Annotated in this window: 20 protein-coding genes; 15 read left to right on the top strand and 5 right to left on the bottom strand. The window is 53.7% G+C overall.

The window, feature by feature from the left end:
* Window positions 1-18: 18 nt before the first annotated feature.
* Window positions 19-2448, bottom strand: a complete 2430-nt coding sequence (gene hrpB, locus LA337_03620) for an ATP-dependent helicase HrpB (protein UBI16798.1) — start codon at window positions 2446-2448, stop codon at window positions 19-21.
* 73 nt (window positions 2449-2521) lie between these two features.
* On the opposite strand from hrpB, the gene thpR reads away from it, so the two are divergent.
* The 15 genes from thpR to panD all read left to right on the top strand — a co-directional run bounded on the left by thpR (window position 2522) and on the right by panD (window position 15989).
* Window positions 2522-3052, top strand: a complete 531-nt coding sequence (gene thpR / locus LA337_03615; protein ID UBI16797.1) for an RNA 2',3'-cyclic phosphodiesterase — start codon at window positions 2522-2524, stop codon at window positions 3050-3052.
* 15 nt (window positions 3053-3067) lie between these two features.
* The gene (gene sfsA, locus LA337_03610; GenBank protein ID UBI16796.1) at window positions 3068-3772 is read left to right on the top strand and encodes a DNA/RNA nuclease SfsA; all 705 of its coding nucleotides are present in this window, start codon (window positions 3068-3070) and stop codon (window positions 3770-3772) included.
* Window positions 3773-3949: 177 nt separating this feature from the next.
* Entirely contained in the window at window positions 3950-4405 is a 456-nt protein-coding gene (gene dksA / locus LA337_03605) for an RNA polymerase-binding protein DksA (GenBank protein ID UBI16795.1), read from the top strand.
* Window positions 4406-4475: 70 nt separating this feature from the next.
* Window positions 4476-5372, top strand: coding sequence for a tRNA glutamyl-Q(34) synthetase GluQRS (gene gluQRS, locus LA337_03600; GenBank protein ID UBI16794.1), 897 nt, complete (start codon window positions 4476-4478; stop codon window positions 5370-5372).
* A 71-nt stretch (window positions 5373-5443) separates the two neighbouring features.
* The gene (pcnB, locus tag LA337_03595) at window positions 5444-6841 is read left to right on the top strand and encodes a polynucleotide adenylyltransferase PcnB (GenBank protein UBI18396.1); all 1398 of its coding nucleotides are present in this window, start codon (window positions 5444-5446) and stop codon (window positions 6839-6841) included.
* 51 nt (window positions 6842-6892) lie between these two features.
* Window positions 6893-7384, top strand: a complete 492-nt coding sequence (folK, locus tag LA337_03590; protein UBI16793.1) for a 2-amino-4-hydroxy-6-hydroxymethyldihydropteridine diphosphokinase — start codon at window positions 6893-6895, stop codon at window positions 7382-7384.
* Between the two features lie 364 nt (window positions 7385-7748).
* Window positions 7749-8342 (top strand): fimbrial protein, encoded by a 594-nt coding sequence (locus LA337_03585; protein ID UBI16792.1) that lies wholly within the window; start codon window positions 7749-7751, stop codon window positions 8340-8342.
* 177 nt (window positions 8343-8519) lie between these two features.
* Complete coding sequence (locus LA337_03580; protein ID UBI16791.1) at window positions 8520-9254, top strand: fimbrial chaperone; 735 nt, start codon at window positions 8520-8522, stop codon at window positions 9252-9254.
* A gap of 31 nt (window positions 9255-9285) precedes the next feature.
* A complete protein-coding gene (locus tag LA337_03575; protein UBI16790.1) occupies window positions 9286-11922 on the top strand; it encodes an outer membrane usher protein in 2637 nt (878 codons plus the stop codon).
* A complete protein-coding gene (locus LA337_03570) occupies window positions 11909-12475 on the top strand; it encodes a fimbrial protein (protein UBI16789.1) in 567 nt (188 codons plus the stop codon). The genes LA337_03575 and LA337_03570 overlap by 14 nt, the downstream gene beginning before the upstream one ends.
* A gap of 14 nt (window positions 12476-12489) precedes the next feature.
* On the top strand, window positions 12490-13110 hold the full coding sequence (locus LA337_03565; GenBank protein ID UBI16788.1) for a fimbrial protein: 621 nt from the start codon (window positions 12490-12492) through the stop codon (window positions 13108-13110).
* 11 nt (window positions 13111-13121) lie between these two features.
* Complete coding sequence (locus tag LA337_03560) at window positions 13122-13706, top strand: fimbrial protein (protein UBI16787.1); 585 nt, start codon at window positions 13122-13124, stop codon at window positions 13704-13706.
* A gap of 146 nt (window positions 13707-13852) precedes the next feature.
* A complete protein-coding gene (gene panB, locus LA337_03555) occupies window positions 13853-14647 on the top strand; it encodes a 3-methyl-2-oxobutanoate hydroxymethyltransferase (protein ID UBI16786.1) in 795 nt (264 codons plus the stop codon).
* An 11-nt stretch (window positions 14648-14658) separates the two neighbouring features.
* On the top strand, window positions 14659-15513 hold the full coding sequence (gene panC, locus LA337_03550) for a pantoate--beta-alanine ligase (protein UBI16785.1): 855 nt from the start codon (window positions 14659-14661) through the stop codon (window positions 15511-15513).
* A gap of 95 nt (window positions 15514-15608) precedes the next feature.
* A complete protein-coding gene (panD, locus tag LA337_03545; GenBank protein ID UBI16784.1) occupies window positions 15609-15989 on the top strand; it encodes an aspartate 1-decarboxylase in 381 nt (126 codons plus the stop codon).
* 6 nt (window positions 15990-15995) lie between these two features.
* Here the strand turns inward: panD and LA337_03540 are convergent, their stop codons facing one another.
* The 4 genes from LA337_03540 to LA337_03525 all read right to left on the bottom strand — a co-directional run bounded on the left by LA337_03540 (window position 15996) and on the right by LA337_03525 (window position 19524).
* Window positions 15996-17225: a polysaccharide deacetylase family protein gene (locus LA337_03540; GenBank protein UBI16783.1), complete on the bottom strand. Its 1230-nt coding sequence runs from the start codon at window positions 17223-17225 to the stop codon at window positions 15996-15998.
* 61 nt (window positions 17226-17286) lie between these two features.
* On the bottom strand, window positions 17287-17727 hold the full coding sequence (locus tag LA337_03535; protein ID UBI16782.1) for a PTS sugar transporter subunit IIA: 441 nt from the start codon (window positions 17725-17727) through the stop codon (window positions 17287-17289).
* A gap of 103 nt (window positions 17728-17830) precedes the next feature.
* Window positions 17831-18601: an ABC transporter permease gene (locus LA337_03530; GenBank protein ID UBI16781.1), complete on the bottom strand. Its 771-nt coding sequence runs from the start codon at window positions 18599-18601 to the stop codon at window positions 17831-17833.
* On the bottom strand, window positions 18598-19524 hold the full coding sequence (locus tag LA337_03525; GenBank protein ID UBI16780.1) for an ABC transporter ATP-binding protein: 927 nt from the start codon (window positions 19522-19524) through the stop codon (window positions 18598-18600). The genes LA337_03530 and LA337_03525 overlap by 4 nt, the downstream gene beginning before the upstream one ends.
* Window positions 19525-19574: the final 50 nt, after the last annotated feature.

Genomic DNA, 19574 nt, shown 5'->3' with positions numbered 1-19574 from the left:
ATCCGGCCTACCGTTTCATTACGAATACTTTTTGGTGCGCCGCGTTGGCGCGGTATTCGCCGGATCGTCCGGCCAGACATGTTTGGGATAGCGCCCTTTCATCTCTTTTTGCACCTCGCGGTACGATCCCTGCCAGAACGCGCTCAAATCACTGGTCACCTGTAGCGGTCGCTGGGCAGGAGACAGCAGTTCCAGCACCAACGGTATGCGTCCCTGGGCGATGGTTGGGGTCTTCGCTTCACCAAACATTTCCTGCATCCGCACCGCCAGTACCGGAGGATTATCCTCATGATAGCGAATGGCGATCCGGCTTCCCGTCGGCACAGTGTAATGCGCCGGCAGTTCACTATCCAGACGTTGCAGCATTGACCAATCCAGCAAACCGCGCAACGCCTGGGCCACATTTAGCGCTTTTAACGCGCGTAACGAGTGCACACCGCTCATTTGCGGCAGCAGCCAGCTCTCCAGCGACGCCAGCAGAGAGTCCTCATCTACCGCGGGCCAGTCATACTCTGGCAACCAGTTTGCCGCGCATTGCAGACGCAGGCGAAACTGCTCGGCTTCCGGCGTCCAGTTGAGCACACTGAGTCCTTTATCGCGAATGCCGTTCAACATCGCCTGGTGCAACTCCTCTTCCGAGGGTTTGGCCAGCGGCTGCACTTTTACCGTTAGCTGACCAATGCGCGACCGACGCAATGCCTTTAACGTTCCCTGAGTCTCATCCCATTCGATGGTGTCGGACTGTTGCAGCAGTTCAGGACATGCCTGCATCAACGCCTCGATATCCAGCGGCAAGGCCAGCAGAATACGCGCATCCGGCGAAGCGCTGCCCTGCAGTAACAACGGTGCTATCAGCCATTCATGGCGTCCTGAGGCGTCATCAGCATCCAGCATTGCCCCCATACCGTTGGCCAGTTGATAGCGTCCTTCCTGCCCGCGTCGACGCGCGATCCGATCGGCAAACGCCTGCGCCAGCAATGAGGGGAGCAGCGCGCTGTCGGGCTGTCCGTTGCGAACGTTAAGCCGTTTCAGCAATTGTTGACTGCGCTGCTGCCAGGCAGGCTGATTTCGTGAAAACGCCACAGCCAGATCGGTACTGCCGCCGCGCGGCGGCTCTTCCAGAATCGCAGCCAGTTTCGCCGCCGTTGCCGCTTCATCGTCATTGTTGGCGCTAACCAGCATAGCCGCTAAACGGGGGTCGTTACCCAACGCCGCCATTTTCTGCCCCGTGGCGCTGAGCCTGTCGCCTGCAAGCGCGCCCAGCATCTCCAGCAGCCGTTTTGCCGCCTGCAGGTTGATAGTGGGCGGCGCATCCAGCCAGTTCAGTTGCTCGGGGTCAGTGCATCCCCATTGCAGCAACTCCATCAATAGCCCGGACAGGTCGCTCTGTAATATCTCCGCGTCTCCCTGCGCCGCCGCTCTTTCCGCCTGCTCTTTAGCAAGCAGATGCAAACAGATACCGGGCTCCAGACGCCCTGCACGACCCGCTCGCTGGGTCATTGAAGCCTGACTGATGCGCTGGGTAATCAGCCGCGTCAAACCGGTACGTGCGTCATAGCGCGCCACGCGCTCCTGGGCGCAGTCCACCACCAGCCGGATACCTTCAATCGTTAAGCTGGTTTCGGCAATATTGGTCGCCAGCACCACTTTGCGCTTACCTTGCGGCGCGGGCAAAATCGCCTGACGCTGTTCGGCAAGCGTCAATGCGCCATACAGCGGGCACAGCAGCACATCGCTGCCTACTCGCGTTGCCAGCTGCTCCTGCACGCGCAGGATTTCGCCCACTCCCGGTAAAAACAGCAGCAGCGACCCGCTTTCATGGCGCAGTAGCTCTGCTGTTGCTATCGCCACCGCTTCATCAAAACGCAGATGTGCCGCTAACGGTTGATACCGTCGCTCGACCGGAAATGTGCGGCCTTCAGAGATAATCATGGGCGCATCGGGCAATAACTGCTGCAAGCGCCCGTTATCGAGCGTTGCGGACATGATCAACAGTTTCAGATCGTCACGCAGTCCCTGCTGTACATCCAGCAACAGCGCCAGCGCCAGGTCGGCCTGCAGGCTCCGCTCGTGAAATTCGTCGAGGATCACTAACCCAACGCCCGCCAGTTCGGGATCGCGCTGAACCATGCGCGTCAGCACACCTTCCGTTACCACCTCCAGTCGGGTCTGCGGCCCTATGCAGCTTTGCGCGCGCATGCGATACCCCACAGTCTCGCCCGGCTTTTCATTCAGCAATTCCGCTAACCGCTGCGCCACGTTGCGCGCAGCCAGACGGCGCGGCTCCAGCAGAATAATCCGTCCCTTGATCCCGCGATGCTCAAGAAGCCGCAACGGCAGCCAGGTCGATTTCCCGGCCCCGGTCGGCGCCGTCAGCAGAACCTGCGACGAGGCATCAAGGGCGGTAAGCAGTTCAGGCACTACGGCGGCAACGGGCAACGACGTCACAAATGGCTCCAGAGGGTTAACATTCTTCGCGCTGCATTGTAGCATCGCGTTAATTCATAACCGAGTATCCATCATGTCTGAGCCAAAAAGGCTGTTCTTTGCGATTGAATTGCCAGGCGAGGTTCGGGAGCAGTTAATCCACTGGCGGGCCGCGCAGTTCCCCTCAGAAGCGGGTCGTCCCGTCGCCGCCGATAATCTGCATTTGACGCTGGCCTTTTTAGGCGATGTCAGCGCGGAGAAGCAGCAGGCGCTGTCGCAGCTCGCGGGGCGTATTCGCCAGCCGGGTTTTACGCTCAAGTTCGATGATGCCGGGCAATGGCTGCGATCCAGAGTCGTGTGGCTGGGAATGCGTCAGCCGCCGCGCGGGCTGCTGCAACTGGCGAATATGCTGCGGGCGCAGGCCGCGCGCAGTGGGTGCTACCAAAGCCCGCAGCCGTTTCATCCGCATATCACGCTGCTGCGCGATGCCGGCCACGCGGTTCTCATCCCCCCACCGGGCTTTGGCTGGTCGTTTCCGGTCACGGAATTTGCGCTTTACTCCTCCTCATTTGCACGAGGACGCACGCGTTATACACAGCTGCAACGCTGGACGCTGACTGAATAATTAAAGGGACTGCTGATGCAATTTTCTCCACCTTTACAACCGGCTACGCTCATACAGCGCTACAAGCGCTTTTTAGCGGATGTGATCACACCGGATGGCACTGAGTTAACGCTACACTGCCCAAATACCGGCGCGATGACCGGATGCGCAACCCCGGGTGACACCGTCTGGTATTCGACATCAGAAAATACTAAACGGAAATATCCACATACCTGGGAATTAACGCAAACCCAATCCGGGGCATTTATTTGTGTTAACACACTGTGGGCCAATAGATTAACGAAAGAGTCGATTCAGCAGGCGTTAATTTCGGAAGTTTCAGGCTACAGCGTCTTGAAAAGCGAAGTAAAATACGGCGCCGAAGGGAGCCGCATCGACTTTTTGTTGCAGGCGAATTCCCGACCAGACTGCTATATTGAAGTGAAATCAGTCACGTTGGCGGAAAAAGATCAGGGTTATTTTCCCGATGCCATCACTGAACGAGGTCAGAAACATCTTCGGGAATTGATGAGCGTAGCGGCCGAAGGCAAGCGGGCGGTGATATTTTTCGCGGTGCTGCATTCAGCCATTACACGGTTTTCACCCGCGCGCCATATCGATGCAAAATATGCGCAATTATTAGTTGAAGCACAGCTTAAGGGGGTAGAAATTCTGGTTTATAAAGCGGAACTTTCTGCCCATGGTATGACTCTTAAAGAGCCGTTGCCCATTACCTTGTAATGGTGTAAACATTTGGTTAATTAGTATTCTGGGCGCGTGGGCAAATACGCTTTTCCTCACAGGGTTGTCAAGTGTTACGTTTAGATAATTGCTATCCGGAAAAGCATCTGCTATTTATAGCGACCTGATTTTTCCCCCGAACATGGGGATCGATAGTGCGTGTTAAGGAGAAGCAACATGCAAGAAGGGCAAAACCGTAAAACATCGTCCCTGAGTATTCTCGCCATCGCTGGGGTGGAGCCGTACCAGGAGAAACCGGGCGAAGAGTATATGAACGAAGCCCAGCTGTCGCACTTCAGGCGTATTCTTGAGGCATGGCGTAATCAACTTAGGGATGAAGTTGATCGCACCGTATCTCATATGCAAGACGAAGCGGCTAACTTCCCTGATCCGGTGGACCGCGCCGCACAGGAAGAAGAATTCAGCCTTGAGCTGCGTAACCGTGACCGTGAGCGCAAACTGATCAAAAAGATCGAGAAGACGCTGAAGAAAGTGGAAGACGAAGATTTCGGCTACTGCGAATCATGCGGCGTAGAAATTGGTATTCGCCGTCTGGAAGCGCGTCCGACAGCCGATCTGTGCATCGACTGTAAAACGCTGGCAGAAATCCGCGAAAAACAAATGGCAGGTTAATTCCGGTCATTTTTACCACGTTTACTACAGGCGGGAGCATCTCCCGCCTTATTATTTGTTAGTCCGCAAAATGAGCGATTCACATTATATTGGCCGCTTCGCCCCTTCCCCCTCCGGCGAACTGCATTTCGGTTCACTGATTGCCGCCCTCGGCAGTTACCTGCAGGCTCGTGCCCGGCGCGGAATCTGGCGAGTACGCATTGAAGATATTGACCCCCCTCGTGAAGTTCCCGGTGCTGCAGATACGATTCTGCGTCAGCTGGAACATTACGGACTGCACTGGGATGGCGACATTTTGTGGCAATCCCAGCGCCATGACGCCTACAGAGAAGCGCTCGCCTGGCTGCATCAACAGGATCTGAGCTATTACTGCACCTGTACGCGCGCGCGTATTCAAAGCGTCGGCGGCATTTACGATGGTCACTGCCGTGAGCTGCGCCACGGGCCTGAACAGGCCGCAGTTCGCATTAAGCAACGCCATCCGGTAATGCAGTTTACGGACCAGTTGCGCGGCGTGATTCAGGCCGACCCACAGCTTGCAGGCGAAGATTTTATTATCCACCGGCGCGACGGACTGTTTGCCTATAACCTCGCGGTGGTCGTCGATGACCACTTCCAGGGCGTAACCGAGATTGTGCGCGGCGCCGATCTTATCGAGCCAACGGTACGGCAGATTTCGTTGTATCAGCAGTTTGGCTGGCAGGCGCCAGACTATATTCATCTGCCGCTGGCGCTTAACGAGCAAGGCGCTAAACTTTCCAAGCAAAATCATGCACCTGCATTGCCGAAAGGCGATCCGCGTCCGGTGATTGTCGCCGCGCTGCGCTTTCTCGGCCAGCGCGCCGATCTTCCGTGGCAGGAGATGCGCGTGGAGCAGATCCTGGCGTTTGCAGTGGAAAACTGGAGCCTGAAAGCAGTGCCAGAATCGGCGATATTAAATCCGCCATTCTCAAATGCGCCATGCTGAGCTATGATTAGCCGCTATTTTTACACAGCAACACTTGTTCTGATTGAAGTTTGACACTACCGAGGTGCACTATTTTTACCCGAGTCGCTAATTTTTGCCGCAAGGTGCTAAGCCGCGAGGAGCGCGAGGCCGAGCTTGCCGTCGCCCGTCCACATATGACGGTAATCCCGCGTGAGCAGCACTCTATCTCCCGCAAAGATATCAGTGAAAATGCCCTGAAGGTAATGTACAGGCTCAATAAGGCCGGATACGAGGCATGGCTGGTTGGCGGAGGCGTACGCGATCTTTTGCTGGGCAAAAAGCCGAAAGATTTTGATGTCACCACTAACGCTACGCCAGATCAGGTGCGAAAACTGTTTCGTAACTGTCGCCTGGTCGGTCGCCGTTTCCGTCTGGCCCATGTCATGTTTGGCCCGGAAATCATCGAAGTGGCGACTTTCCGCGGTCATCATGAAGGCAGCGAGTCCGATCGCACAACTTCCCAGCGCGGACAAAACGGCATGCTGCTGCGCGACAACATCTTCGGCTCCATTGAAGAAGATGCCCAGCGTCGCGACTTCACGATTAACAGCCTATATTACAGCGTGGCCGATTTCACCGTGCGCGATTACGTCGGCGGCATGCAGGATCTCGAAGAGGGCATCATTCGCCTGATCGGTAATCCGGAAACGCGCTATCGCGAAGACCCTGTGCGTATGCTGCGCGCCGTGCGCTTTGCCGCCAAGCTCGACATGCGTATCAGCCCGGAAACCGCAGAGCCGATCCCGCGTCTGGCAACGCTGCTTAACGATATTCCCCCCGCACGCCTGTTCGAAGAAGCGCTTAAGCTGTTACAAGCGGGCTATGGGTATGAAACCTATAAAAAACTGCGTGAGTACAGCCTGTTCCAGCCGCTGTTCCCAACCATTACGCGCTATTTCACCGAAGACGGTGACAGCCCGATGGAACGCATCATCGCCCAGGTACTGAAGAATACCGATAACCGCATTCACAATGATATGCGCGTTAACCCGGCGTTCTTGTTCGCCGCCATGTTCTGGTATCCGTTACTGGAAGCCGCACAGAAAATTGCGCAGGAAAGCGGTCTGGCCTACTACGACGCATTCGCGCTGGCAATGAACGACGTGCTGGACGAAGCCTGCCGCTCGCTGGCTATACCAAAACGTCTGACCTCGCTGACCCGCGATATCTGGCAGTTGCAGCTACGCATGTCTCGTCGTCAGGGTAAACGCGCCTGGAAGCTGATGGAGCATCCGAAGTTCCGCGCCGCTTACGATCTGCTGGCCCTGCGCGCCGAAGTAGAAAACAATGCCGAACTGCAACGACTGGCGAAATGGTGGGGTGAATTCCAGGTTTCAGCGCCGCCAGAACAAAAAGGCATGCTGAACGAACTGGATGAAGAGCCAGACGTACGCCGTCGTCATCGTCGCCCGCGTAAACGCGCGCCGCGTCGTGAAGGTTCCGCATGACCCATCACGTATACCCAATGGATTTCGGGTTGCATCAAGGCGGCGACGCAGATGCAGCCTGAAACACGACGGGTATATATCGCCCTCGGCAGTAACCTCGCTTCCCCACTGGAGCAGGTTAATGCTGCCGTCAAAGCGATTGGCGACATTCCCGACAGCCGCATCGTGGCAATCTCCTCGTTTTACCGTACACCACCGTTAGGTCCTCAGGATCAACCAGACTACCTGAACGCCGCCGTGGCGCTGGAAACCACTCTCACCCCCGAAGCATTGCTGGACCATACTCAGCGTATTGAACTGCAACAGGGCCGCGTGCGCAAAGCTGAACGCTGGGGGCCACGTACGCTGGACCTCGACATTATGCTGTTTGGCGATGAAGTGATTAACACCGACCGTCTGACCGTGCCGCACTACGACATGAAAAACCGTGGTTTTATGCTGTGGCCGTTATTCGAAATTGCGCCTGAGCTTATCTTCCCGGATGATCAACAATCACTTGCGTTGCTCGTCCAGCAAACCTCCCCCTGCCCTGCACGCTGGTAGCAGCGTTATATAACAAAGTTAATTACGGAAAAACACCTTCCATATAAATTAAACTACAATTTGTTTTTAGCAAAACTAATTTATACACGTTCATCCGCCACAACCCATGTAAAATAATTATTATTAATGAATAATTATTGATTAGTTTCCATGCGCTCTTACAAAAAACCATATCCTGTAATAATATGACAAAAAGAACAAAATAAGACTTTCCCCAAAATAATGCCAAAATAAAATGATTCCCCCAAATTCATAAACACAAATTATTTTACAAAACATTACCAACAACTAAAATATGCCCCTGCTATTTAACATAGCAAAAGTAGCAATTATCTAATATTTCAAATCCTGTAAGGATACAGTAATGAAAAAAGCAATTTTGGCAGCAGCCATGGTTATGGCAATGGGTTCAACTTCAGCAATGGCAGCGGATGCAGAAGGCGGCCAGATTAATTTTCACGGTTTAGTGAGCGCAACAACCTGTTCTAAAGTCGTTTCCACCAGCCGTGGTGACGAGTCCACCGATGGCAACGTCTATCTGGAGACCGCAACACCTGCTGATATCACCACTGAAGTCGCTGATTCTACTTACGGCGCAAAAGCAGAACCTTTCTCCATCATTCTGAACTGTAAAGATGCTGCCGAAGTGACCACCACCACTAAGGCTAGTCTGTCAATGGTCTCTGCTTTTGGTAACACCAAAGGGACTCTGGATAACGACACCAACCTGACTGCTGCTGGCATGGCTGCTGCGAAGAACGTAAACATCGCTATCCATGACGACGTCAGCAAAACGCTGATGAAAGTTGATGGTGCAGACGTTCACGAAGCTACTTTCAATGAAGGCAAAATCGCGACCTATAACTTCGTAGCTTCTTACGTTAAAGCGAACGGTACTGATACAGTAACCCCAGGTCACGTTACCACCAACGCAATGTATACCTTTACCTATCAGTAATCGTTTTTTTTAACGATGAAATAAACAGGTAATAAGACGATCGTTAATAGCACCATGTAGTATTCAGGATTCATTTCTATTAACACGTCGTGTAATAACGGGGTAGTGATGACTACAGCAATCACTCCCCCGTCATTTATATATAAACATCCAACTATTTACAGGCAAGGAATACTCATGTTGAATTTTAAGAAAACGCTTACCACATTGGTACTTGCAGGAAGCTTATTTAGTAATATCAGCTATGCCGATATCATTATTTCCGGCACGCGCATCATTTATGATGAAAATAAAAAAGATGTCAGTGTTCGCCTGGAAAACAAAGGGACTCGCCCATTACTGGTGCAAAACTGGATTGATATGGGGAATGAAAACAGCGATCCGGGCAGTATTAAGGCGCCTTTCGTCTCCACACCTCCGGTTTCACGTATTGAACCCAAACGCGGTCAATCCGTAAAAATCATGTATACCCAGGCCACCGCATTGCCAAAAGACCGCGAAAGCGTGTTCTGGTTTAACGTGCTGGAAGTACCGCCTAAAGCCGACACCAGCAAAGAAGAAAACAAAAATTTGCTGCAGTTGGCCTTCCGCACTCGCATCAAATTGTTTTACCGCCCTGCGGGTCTTCAGGGTTCACCTGCCGAAGCCACCAAACAGTTGAAGTGGCAGATGGGGAATGAACAAGGCAAAGCAGCCGTGCAGGTGAATAACCCAACCCCTTACTACGTTTCGTTTAATGATGCCGTCGTTACGGTTGGCGGAAAACGCTACACCGTCGACGCCACCATGGTTGCACCTCTGAGTAAAGCATCCTTCAGCGTTAAAGGTCTGCAAAACGCCACCTCAGGCAAGCTGGACTACCACGCCATTAATGATTACGGCGGCATGATCGAAGGTTCCGTTTCTCTGTAATCAATTAATCAAAACGCAGGATGAAAAGACGGTGCAAAACGTTCCTCATAAAAATAAGATGCCGAAAAAAACGCTGCTGGCGGTTTGCTGCGCACTGTTTTATAGCCAGTCGGGTTTAACCGCCGAAAGCGTTGAATATGACAGCACCTTCCTGATGGGGAGCAGTGCCTCAACGATTGATATCAGTAAATATGCCGATGGCAACCCAACGCCAGCGGGGATCTACAATGTAAAGGTTTACGTTAACGAAAAAGCGGTTGCCACCCTGTCGATACCGTTTATTGATACCGGTAAAAAGAGTGCGCAAGCCTGCCTGACGTCAAAAAACCTGGCGCAGTTGCATATCAAACAGCCTGAACTCTCCGGTGAGCAGGCCATTCTGAAGAAAGGCAATGAAGAAGAGGAAGACTGTTTAAACCTTCCGGCGCTCATCGATCAGTCAAACGTGAGCTTTGATATGGGCGAACAACGTCTGGATGTCTCCATTCCGCAGGCGTGGCTGATCAAAGGTTATTCTGGCTATGTTGAACCATCCCTGTGGGAAAGTGGTATTCCGGCGGCGTTATTTTCCTATAACCTTAACGGCTACCACAGCACCAGCAGTGGTACTGACAACGACAGCCTGTACGCCGCATTTAACACCGGTATCAACCTCGGCGCATGGCGCCTGCGCGCCAGCGGCAACTATAACTGGACGAAAGATGGCGACAGTAATTTCGACTATCAGAACCGTTATCTGCAGCGCGACCTGCCGGCGCTACGCTCACAGCTGATCGTCGGCGAAGCCTATACCACCGGCGAAACCTTCGACTCGGTGAGTATTCGCGGCGCGCGTCTGTATAGCGACACGCGCATGCTGCCTTCGCAGTTGGCTAACTACGCGCCGATCATCCGTGGCGTCGCCAACACCAACGCCAAAGTGACCATCACTCAGGGCAGCTACAAGATTTATGAAGCGACCGTCCCGCCGGGACCTTTCGAAATCAACGATATCAGCCCGTCCGGCTACGGTAGCGATCTGGTCGTCACCATCGAAGAAGCCGACGGCAGCAAACGCACCTTCTCTCAGCCGTTTTCTTCAGTCATGCAGATGCAGCGTCCGGGCGTCGGGCGCTGGGATCTGAGCGTCGGGGAAGTCAATAACGACGAACTTCACGACAAGCCCAATATGGCGCAGGGTTCGTACTACTACGGTCTGAACAACGTGCTGACGGCCTACACCGGCGTTCAGGCCACGGATAATAACTACCTTGCAGGGCTCTTCGGCCTCGGCCTGAACACGTCCTTTGGCGCGCTGGCGGTCGACGTAACCCACTCGCGCGCGGAAATCCCGGACGACAAAACCTATCAGGGACAAAGCTATCGCGTAACGTGGAACAAACTGATTGAAGCGACCGATACGTCGTTCAACGTCGCGGCATACCGCTATTCGACGCAAAACTATCTCGGCCTGAATGATGCTATCGAGCTTATCGACGACGCCAAATTCAAAGGTGAAGATGCCGAGCAGGACACCATGAATAACTTCTCGCGCATGAAGAATCAGGTCACCGTCAGCATGAACCAGCCTTTGCAGTCGGCTGAGGTTGATTACGGTTCATTTTATCTGTCAGCCACCTGGACCGACTATTGGGCGAGCAACGAGAGCCGCAGCGATTACAGCATGGGCTACGGAAAAGGCTTCTCCTGGGGCAGCATGAGCATCAACCTGCAGCGCACCTGGGATGAAGAAGGTCAGAAGGATGATTCGCTCTATATCAACTTCAACATACCGCTGGCAAACCTGCTGGGCGGTGAACATCGCCGCTCAGGCTTCAATAACCTGAGCACCCAGATGCGTACCGATTTTAACGGTGGGCATCAGCTCAGCATGAACAGTAGCGGCAGCAGTGAAGACAACAAGTTCAACTACAGCGTCAACACCGGCTACACCATGCAAAAAGAGGGTAAGAACATCTCTGATGTCGGCGGCTACACCAGCTACCAGTCGCCGTGGGGTGATATTTCGGCATCCGCTTCGGCGAATAACGACAGCAACCGTCAGTACTCGCTTTCCACCAATGGCGGCTTTGTACTGCACAGCGGCGGTCTGACCTTCTCCAGCGACAGCTTCGGCAACAACGATGCCATCGTGCTGGTGAAAGCCCCTGGCGCCAAAGGCGCCAAAATTAACGGCGGCAGCAGCACCATTGACCGCTGGGGTTACGGCGCAACGAACTCGCTGACGGCCTACCGTGAAAACCAGGTCAACCTCGACATTGACACAATGGATAACGACGTCGAGCTCAAGAGCACCAGCGCCACCCTGGTTCCACGCGATGGCGCGGTCGTTTTCGCCAGTTTTGAAACCGATGAAGGGCGTTCAGCCATTCTCAACATGACGCGCGACGATGGTAAAACCATTCCATTCGGCGCTGAAGTCTACGAGAACGACGTGCAGATCGGCAATATGGGCCAGGGCGGCCAGGCATTTGTTCGCGGCATTAGCGACAGCGGCGAACTTTCGGTGAACTGGTTCGAAAATAACCAGCCAACCCGTTGTCAGGCAACTTTCCAGTTGCCGGCAACACAACAAACGGTCGGCGCCAGCCAGACCCTACTGTTAGACAACATTACGTGTCGTGTCATCAACCACAATGTAAATGGAATCCCCAATGAAAAGGAATAAGCGCTTTTTAGCTGCCTCCGTACTCGCGGTACTTTTTCCGCTGACCAGCCAGGCGGAAACAGTGAACGTCGACTTCACCGCGACCGTACTGGGCACCACCTGTAACATGACCATTGCCGCGCTGGATGGTTCATCCGTTTCCGGCGACGCCACCAACGGCTTTAAGTTAACGGTGGGCGACGTCGGTCTGGATAAGATCGTCAAAAAATCGGCGGAATCGCAGAAGAACTTTAAGTTTGTCTCCAGCGAATGTGCCGGCTCAATGACCAATATCGCCACCTCGCTGGCCACCTCGGCCTCCGCCAGCGGCAATTTTATTAAAAATGAATCCGCCGAAACCGGTGCGGCCACCAATATCGGTATGGGCTTTAAGCGTAAAAGCGCCAGCGGCGAAACCTATTTAACGCCGGGGTCCGGCACCCTCAACTGGACTCCTGAAGAGCGCACCAACAACGCCCTTGAAATGACCGTGGCGCTGCGTGAACTGACGGATGGCGCGGGCACCACCGGCGCATTCAGCGCCAAAGCGACCTTTACCTTCACTTATCAATAACAGGGACGATGATAATGAAAAAACAATTTTTGCGCGGGTTAATTTTTGGCGCACTGGCAACGATGGGTACGGGCGTTTCTACCCTGGCGCAGGCCGACGGCACGGCAAGCCTGGATTTAACCGTAGAGGCTAATATCACCGCCGGCACCTGTTCGGCATCGGTGGTTGACGGCGAGACCGCCACCGCTACGATTGGCCTGGGCAACGTGTACATCTCGGAAGTCTGGGCCAAAAGCAAATCAAAACCTTTTAGCCTGCGCTTTAGCGACTGCGCCGGGTTAAAAGATAAAACGGCAAAACTGCGGATTACTCCGTCAAATACCTTGTGCACCGGCGGAAGCTCCAACAATCCTGAGTTTGCCAACAACTCAGCGTCAGAAACCAAAGCGGCTAAAACCGGTATTGAAATATGGTCAACAGCAACGCCCGCTGGCTCAGGTAGCGTCCAGTTCAACTGCGGTCACCCTGATACAAGCGAGCAAACTATCGATCTCTCAGCCGCGACCTCTACTACGCCTGTCGATTATCCGTTAAGCGCGCGTCTGGTGCCGGTATCCGGGGGGACAACACTCCTTTCTCAACTGACTGCGGGTGATTTCCTGAGTAATACTGTTTTCACCATTACTTATCAGTAACGGTAATCGCCATGATGCGTTTGCGTAGATTCACACTCTCCGCGTTAATTCCAGGGCTGGCAACAGCCCTGGTTGTCGCGCCGCTGTATGCCGACACCAACGTGGATTTCACCGCCACCGTGCAGAAGGATACCTGCCAGATAGAAATTAATGGCAGTGGAACGGTAAATTTCGCAACCGTAGGTCCCGCCTATTTCGCTGACGGCATTTCCGCCGAAAGCGACTATAAGGGGGGAGAAGAGTTCTCCATTAAGCTCCTGAGCTGCCCGGTCAGCGACGGGGCCATGACCAATGTGACGTTTGAATTCACGCCGCAAAGCGGGCAGTTTGCCGCGGGTAATCAGCAGGTGTTTGCCAATGAGCTCACCCAGAGCGCAGGCGGAGCAGACAACGTCGGCGTGGTGATCTTTACCACGGACGCCCCGCGTAAGAATGTGTTGAATACGGATGGCACATCGCGAGCAACCTTTAACGCAACGGCCTACAGCGATACCACCTGGACCTTTTACTCCAGAATGCAAAAAATTCTTGATAGCGGCACGGTGACGCCAGGTGAGTTAAACAGTCGCGTATTGGTGAATGTAAAATACGAATAACCCCACGGTCCCTTCACAACGGTATGCTCACTGAACATATTCCCGACGGAGCACCGTCGGGAATTCCCACAAAGGGCTAACGCTTTTCTGCTTCATTCCCCTACAATGCGCCCATTCTATTCATCAATATTATGGCCGGAGAGGTTATGAGCAAACCCACTACTATCGCTGTGCTGCAGAAATGCAAACAAGAGAAAAAGCGCTTCGCAACAATCACCGCCTACGACTATAGCTTTGCCAAACTGTTCGCCGACGTTGGTCTCAACGTGATGCTGGTTGGCGATTCGCTGGGCATGACGGTACAGGGGCACGACTCCACCCTGCCGGTCACCGTGGAAGATATCGCCTATCACACCCGCGCCGTACGCCGTGGCGCGCCCAACTGTCTGCTGCTCGCCGACCTGCCGTTTATGGCTTACGCCACGCCGGAGCAGACATTTGAAAATGCCGCCATCGTGATGCGCGCGGGCGCGAATATGGTCAAAATCGAAGGTGGCGCCTGGCTTACGGATACCGTAAAAATGCTCACCGAACGCGCGGTGCCGGTTTGCGGTCATCTGGGATTAACCCCCCAGTCGGTGAATATCTTCGGCGGCTATAAAATTCAAGGCCGCGGCGACGCCGGACAGGTACTGCTGGATGATGCGCTGGCCTTAGAAGCCGCGGGCGCTCAGTTGCTGGTACTCGAGTGCGTGCCGGTGGAACTGGCGAAGCGCGTCACTGAGGCGCTGTCGATTCCGGTAATCGGCATTGGCGCGGGCAACGTCACCGACGGTCAGATCCTGGTGATGCACGATGCGTTTGGCATCACCGGCGGTCATGTTCCAAAATTCGCGAAAAATTTCCTTGCCGAAGCGGGCGACATGCGCGCCGCCGTACGGCAGTATATGGCTGAAGTGGAGTCCGGCGTTTATCCGGGCGAAGAACACAGTTTCCATTAAGGAGTCTCGTTGTGTTGATTATTGAAACCCTGCCGCTGCTGCGCCAGCATATTCGCCGTCTGCGTCAGGAAGGCAAACGCGTCGCCCTGGTTCCCACTATGGGCAACCTGCACGACGGCCATATGAAGTTGGTCGATGAGGCAAAAGCCCGGGCCGATGTGGTCATCGTCAGCATTTTCGTCAATCCGATGCAGTTTGACCGGCCGGACGATCTGGTACGTTATCCGCGCACGCTGCAGGAAGACTGCGAAAAGCTGAACAAACGCAAAGTCGATTATGTATTTGCCCCAGCCGTGGAAGAAATTTATCCGCAGGGTCTGGAAGGCCAGACTTTCGTTGATGTTCCCGGCCTCTCCACCATGCTGGAAGGCGCCAGCCGTCCAGGCCACTTCCGTGGCGTTGCCACGATCGTCAGCAAGCTGTTTAACCTGATCCAGCCAGATATCGCCTGCTTCGGTGAGAAAGATTTCCAACAACTTGCGCTGATCCGCAAAATGGTGGCGGATATGGGTTATGACATTGAGATCGTTGGCGTGCCGATTATCCGCGCCAAAGATGGTCTGGCGCTTAGCTCACGTAACGGTTATCTGACCACAGAGCAGCGCAAAATTGCGCCAGGTCTGCACAAAGTGATGAACGGCATCGCTGAAAAACTGATTGCGGGTAATCGTGAGCTGCAAGAGATTATTGCCATTGCCGAGCAGGAACTGAATGAAAAAGGCTTCCGTGCCGACGACATTCAAATCCGTGATGCCGACACGCTACAGGAACTGACGGAAACCAGTAAACGCGCGGTGATTCTGGCCGCCGCCTGGCTGGGTCAGGCGCGCCTGATCGATAATCAAAGCGTTACATTAGCCCAGTAGACACGGGTTAAAAATCAGGCAATACTGCCTGAGAATTTCTCAAAGCAGGCCACTCGCGCCTGCTTAGCCAAGGTAAACGACAGGGTATAGAAGTTATGATTCGCACCATGCTGCAAGGCAAGCTCCACCGCGTAAAAGTTACGCAGGCGGACCTGCACTACGAAGGCTCCTGCGCCATCGACCAGGATTTCCTCGATGCCTCTGGTATTCTGGAAAACGAAGCTATTGATATCTGGAACGTGACCAACGGTAAACGTTTCTCAACCTATGCGATTGCGGCTGAACGCGGCTCCAGAATCATCTCGGTGAACGGCGCGGCGGCGCACTGTGCTGAAGTTGGCGACATTGTGATTATCGCCAGCTTCGTCACCATGTCTGATGAAGAAGCCCGTACCTGGCGTCCGAAAGTCGCCTACTTTGAAGGCGACAACGAGATGAAGCGTACCGCGAAAGCCATTCCGGTACAGGTTGCCTGACAGCCCTTACCCCTGCGGCTGATTGACTATCAGCCGCGACATCGTCTCCAGCGAATCCGTTCTTAAAATATAAAGCCTTTTCAATAAGAACGGATTATCCCCCGGCTTAACCTTCCCTCTCACCGTGGTGACCGCCATATGGAATCCCGCGTCGCCTGCCGCTTTTACCGCCGTAGCGTTATAACCGCCAAACGGATAGGAAAGATACAGGACGTGAGGATTAAACTGGGACAGCGCCCGGCGCGAACGGGCAAAATCAAACAGAATGTTGTGATAGCTGCGACTCAGCAGGATTGGCCGGTGACTGGCATCCACCCGATGTAAAAAATGAGTATGCGACTGGAAGTCGAACACGTCGCGGATCTCGTTCAGTTCAGAGAGGCTCATAAACTGCAGCGATTTCGGATCCCACTTCTGCGGGTGGCGCTTGATGCGTGAGGAGATGATAAACGCCGTTGCCTTCATGCCGTGCTGCTTCAGAATCGGGTAAGCATAACGGCTCACCGACTTCAGCCCATCATCAAAAGTCAGCACCACCGCCCGCGCCGGGAGGTTCATATTGTTGCGGATATAGCCTTCCAGTTGGTACATCGTCAACGTGGTATAGCCGCGGTCGTGGAGCCAGGCCATCTGGTTGCTGAAGGCGCGTACGGAGGTTGTCGTGGAGGTGTGACGAAAGCGGGTGTTCTCTTCATCGCGCAGAATATGGTGATAGGTTAACACCGGGATACCGTTGTCTTCCTGCGCATCCAGCGCGCTAATGTAGGCCAGTCTGCCGCCGATGCGGATCTGGTACCAGGTCTGGTTGAGACGGTCTTTAAGCTTGCTGATAACCGGATATCGCAGATTATCCGCCAGCACGCCAAACGGAGCGCTACCGACATCCGGAGCGTTATACACCGGCGTATCTTTCCAGGTCACCAGGCTTTGATTGCTGAGGGGTTTATTGAGATCGCCCAGACCATCGTCAACTTTCTGCCGCCCCTGAACCGGCTCCAGATGTCCCTTATCAATAAATCCGGTGCCAAAGCCAAAGGTAAATTCGTAATAGTCTGCCGCGATGGGCTCAACGGCAAGGATCTGCCCGGCGCGAATATTCCCGACCGTCACCATCTTATTGCCAATCTGCGCCCATACGGCGGCCGCTTCGGTGGTTTGCATATAGCGAGCAGGCAAAGCCGCGGCGACGCTGCCAGAGAACAGGAGCACTACAACAAGCAGAACGCGCATAACCATATGAGATAACCGAGGCGAGAAACCCCGGCTATTGTAGCAAAAGCGCCATCAATACCAATGATTAATACTCATACAAATCATGCTTCAACACGAACGGGGGATTTTTCTGTTGTTGGTGCCACAGGCTAGAGACTTCAGGCCCGCCAAGCGCGACGATGCAATCGCGAAACGCAGAACTGCTCATCGATTCCCGCGACGATATCATTCGCTCAAGCAATGGATAGCTGATACCTGAAATCACTTCACACTGGGAATGTTTGTGGCTCATTAACGAAGCGACGCGGTAAGGCGCGGCCCCGGCCATATCCGTCAGGAAGATCACGCCCTCGCCTGAGTCGGTGGCATGCAGGGCATGACACATCATGCGGCTTAGCATATTCGAACTGAGTCCACGCCAAAAGCTTACCGCCTGGCATTGGACCAACGGGCCGTACTTTTTCTCCAGACGATGCAGCATGTCCTGTGCCTTATCGTCATGACAGGTAATTACCCAACCTAACATTGCCTACCTCCTTAGCAGGCAAGTAGTTTATCAGGGTGATAAATCGGTAATGGTGATAAGCATCAAAAGTCTTCCTCTCCCGGCCAGGGAGAGGAAGAAAGAATTAGCTACGCAGGCCGCGTCCGCGCTGAATCAGGTACCAGCACAGCAGGTAAAACGCTGCAATGAACACCACCAGCACGCCAAACGTGGTGACCAGCGGAACATCATGAATACCCAGGAAGCCGTAGCGGAAACCGCTAATCATGTAGACAATCGGGTTCAGATGCGACAGTCCCTGCCAGAAAGGCGGCAGCAGCGTTAACGAATAGAACACGCCACCCAGATAGGTCAGCGGCGTCAGCACGAAAGTCGGGATCAGGCTGATATCGTCAAAGGTTTTAGCGAAAACCGCGTTCAACAATCCGGCCAGCGAGAACAACACCGCCGTCAGCACCAGCGTAAGCGCTACAAAGACCCACGAGTGCACCTGGAACGGCACGAAGAACAGTGAGATAGCCGTGACCAGAATGCCTACGCACAGGCCGCGCGCCACGCCGCCGCCGACAAAACCGGCGATGATCACGTGCGTCGGCACCGGGGCGACCAGCAGTTCTTCAATATTGCGCTGAAACTTGGCGCTAAAGAATGACGATGCCACGTTAGCGTACGAGTTGGTGATCACCGCCATCATAATCAGCCCCGGCACGATAAACTGCATGTAGCTAAAACCGTGCATTTCACCGATACGCGAGCCGATCAAATTACCGAAGATAATAAAATAGAGCGTCATGGTAATGACCGGAGGAACCAGCGTTTGGATCCAGATCCGCATAAAGCGGTGGATCTCTTTCGCCCAGATGCTTTTCAGCGCTACCCAGTAAAGCTGCATCATGCGCGATCTCCTTGTTTTTCATGCACCAGGGAAACAAACAGTTCCTCCAGTCGGTTCGCCTTGTTGCGCATACTCAATACCTGTACCCCCTGGGCGCTCAGCTGTGAGAACACGCTGTTGACCCCCTGTTCACGCAGAACTTCCACTTCCAGCGTGGAGGTATCCACCAGCCGGTACTGATAACCTTCCAGTTTTGGCAGCGGGCTTTTCGGCGCCAGATCGAGGATAAAAGTTTCGGATTTCAGTTTAGAGAGCAGGCTCTTCATGGAGGTATTTTCCACCAGCTCGCCGTGCTGAATAATACCGATATTACGACACAGCATTTCCGCTTCTTCGAGATAGTGGGTGGTCAGAATAATCGTGGTGCCTTTGTCGTTTAAATCTTTTAAAAAGCCCCACATTGAACGACGCAGCTCAATGTCGACGCCCGCCGTCGGCTCATCGAGAATCAACAGTTTTGGCTGATGCATCAGCGCCCGCGCGATCATCAGACGACGTTTCATCCCGCCGGAAAGCATACGCGCACGTTCGTTACGTTTTTCCCACAAGTCGAGCTGTTTTAGATATATTTCGCTACGCTTAACGGCTTCTTTATGCTCAACGCCGTAGTAGCCTGCCTGGTTGACCACGATCTGCTGCACGGTTTCAAACGGGTTAAAGTTAAACTCCTGTGGCACCAGACCAAGCTGACGTTTAGCGTTAACCGTATCTTTATCGAGATCGTAGCCGAAGACGCTTACCCGTCCGGAAGTTTTATTCACCAGCGAACTGATAATGCCGATGGTGGTAGATTTACCTGCGCCATTCGGTCCCAAAAGCGCATAAAAATCACCCGCTTCGACTTGCAAATCTATGCCGCGTAGCGCCTGAACGCCACCGGGATAGGTTTTTTTAAGTTGTTGAAGTTCCAGAGCAATGGTCATGGTTTTTTACTTACCTTACGTTCTGACATTTTATATATAGTTTAATTAAT

The organism is Citrobacter europaeus (genome assembly GCA_020099315.1).
Taxonomy (GTDB): Bacteria; Pseudomonadota; Gammaproteobacteria; order Enterobacterales; family Enterobacteriaceae; genus Citrobacter; species Citrobacter europaeus.
This window is presented reverse-complemented; position numbering and strand designations above follow the sequence as displayed.

Coding starts and splice junctions, on each gene's coding strand:
- LA337_03565 (UBI16788.1), top strand. CDS start 12,490: ATGAAAAAACAATTTTTGCGCGGGTTAATTTTTGGCGCACTGGCAACG.
- gluQRS (UBI16794.1), top strand. CDS start 4,476: ATGAGCGATTCACATTATATTGGCCGCTTCGCCCCTTCCCCCTCCGGC.
- LA337_03585 (UBI16792.1), top strand. CDS start 7,749: ATGAAAAAAGCAATTTTGGCAGCAGCCATGGTTATGGCAATGGGTTCA.
- LA337_03530 (UBI16781.1), bottom strand. CDS start 18,601: ATGATGCAGCTTTACTGGGTAGCGCTGAAAAGCATCTGGGCGAAAGAG.
- LA337_03535 (UBI16782.1), bottom strand. CDS start 17,727: ATGTTAGGTTGGGTAATTACCTGTCATGACGATAAGGCACAGGACATG.
- LA337_03580 (UBI16791.1), top strand. CDS start 8,520: ATGTTGAATTTTAAGAAAACGCTTACCACATTGGTACTTGCAGGAAGC.
- panD (UBI16784.1), top strand. CDS start 15,609: ATGATTCGCACCATGCTGCAAGGCAAGCTCCACCGCGTAAAAGTTACG.
- sfsA (UBI16796.1), top strand. CDS start 3,068: ATGCAATTTTCTCCACCTTTACAACCGGCTACGCTCATACAGCGCTAC.
- folK (UBI16793.1), top strand. CDS start 6,893: ATGCAGCCTGAAACACGACGGGTATATATCGCCCTCGGCAGTAACCTC.
- thpR (UBI16797.1), top strand. CDS start 2,522: ATGTCTGAGCCAAAAAGGCTGTTCTTTGCGATTGAATTGCCAGGCGAG.
- panB (UBI16786.1), top strand. CDS start 13,853: ATGAGCAAACCCACTACTATCGCTGTGCTGCAGAAATGCAAACAAGAG.
- dksA (UBI16795.1), top strand. CDS start 3,950: ATGCAAGAAGGGCAAAACCGTAAAACATCGTCCCTGAGTATTCTCGCC.
- LA337_03540 (UBI16783.1), bottom strand. CDS start 17,225: ATGGTTATGCGCGTTCTGCTTGTTGTAGTGCTCCTGTTCTCTGGCAGC.
- LA337_03525 (UBI16780.1), bottom strand. CDS start 19,524: ATGACCATTGCTCTGGAACTTCAACAACTTAAAAAAACCTATCCCGGT.
- LA337_03560 (UBI16787.1), top strand. CDS start 13,122: ATGATGCGTTTGCGTAGATTCACACTCTCCGCGTTAATTCCAGGGCTG.
- LA337_03570 (UBI16789.1), top strand. CDS start 11,909: ATGAAAAGGAATAAGCGCTTTTTAGCTGCCTCCGTACTCGCGGTACTT.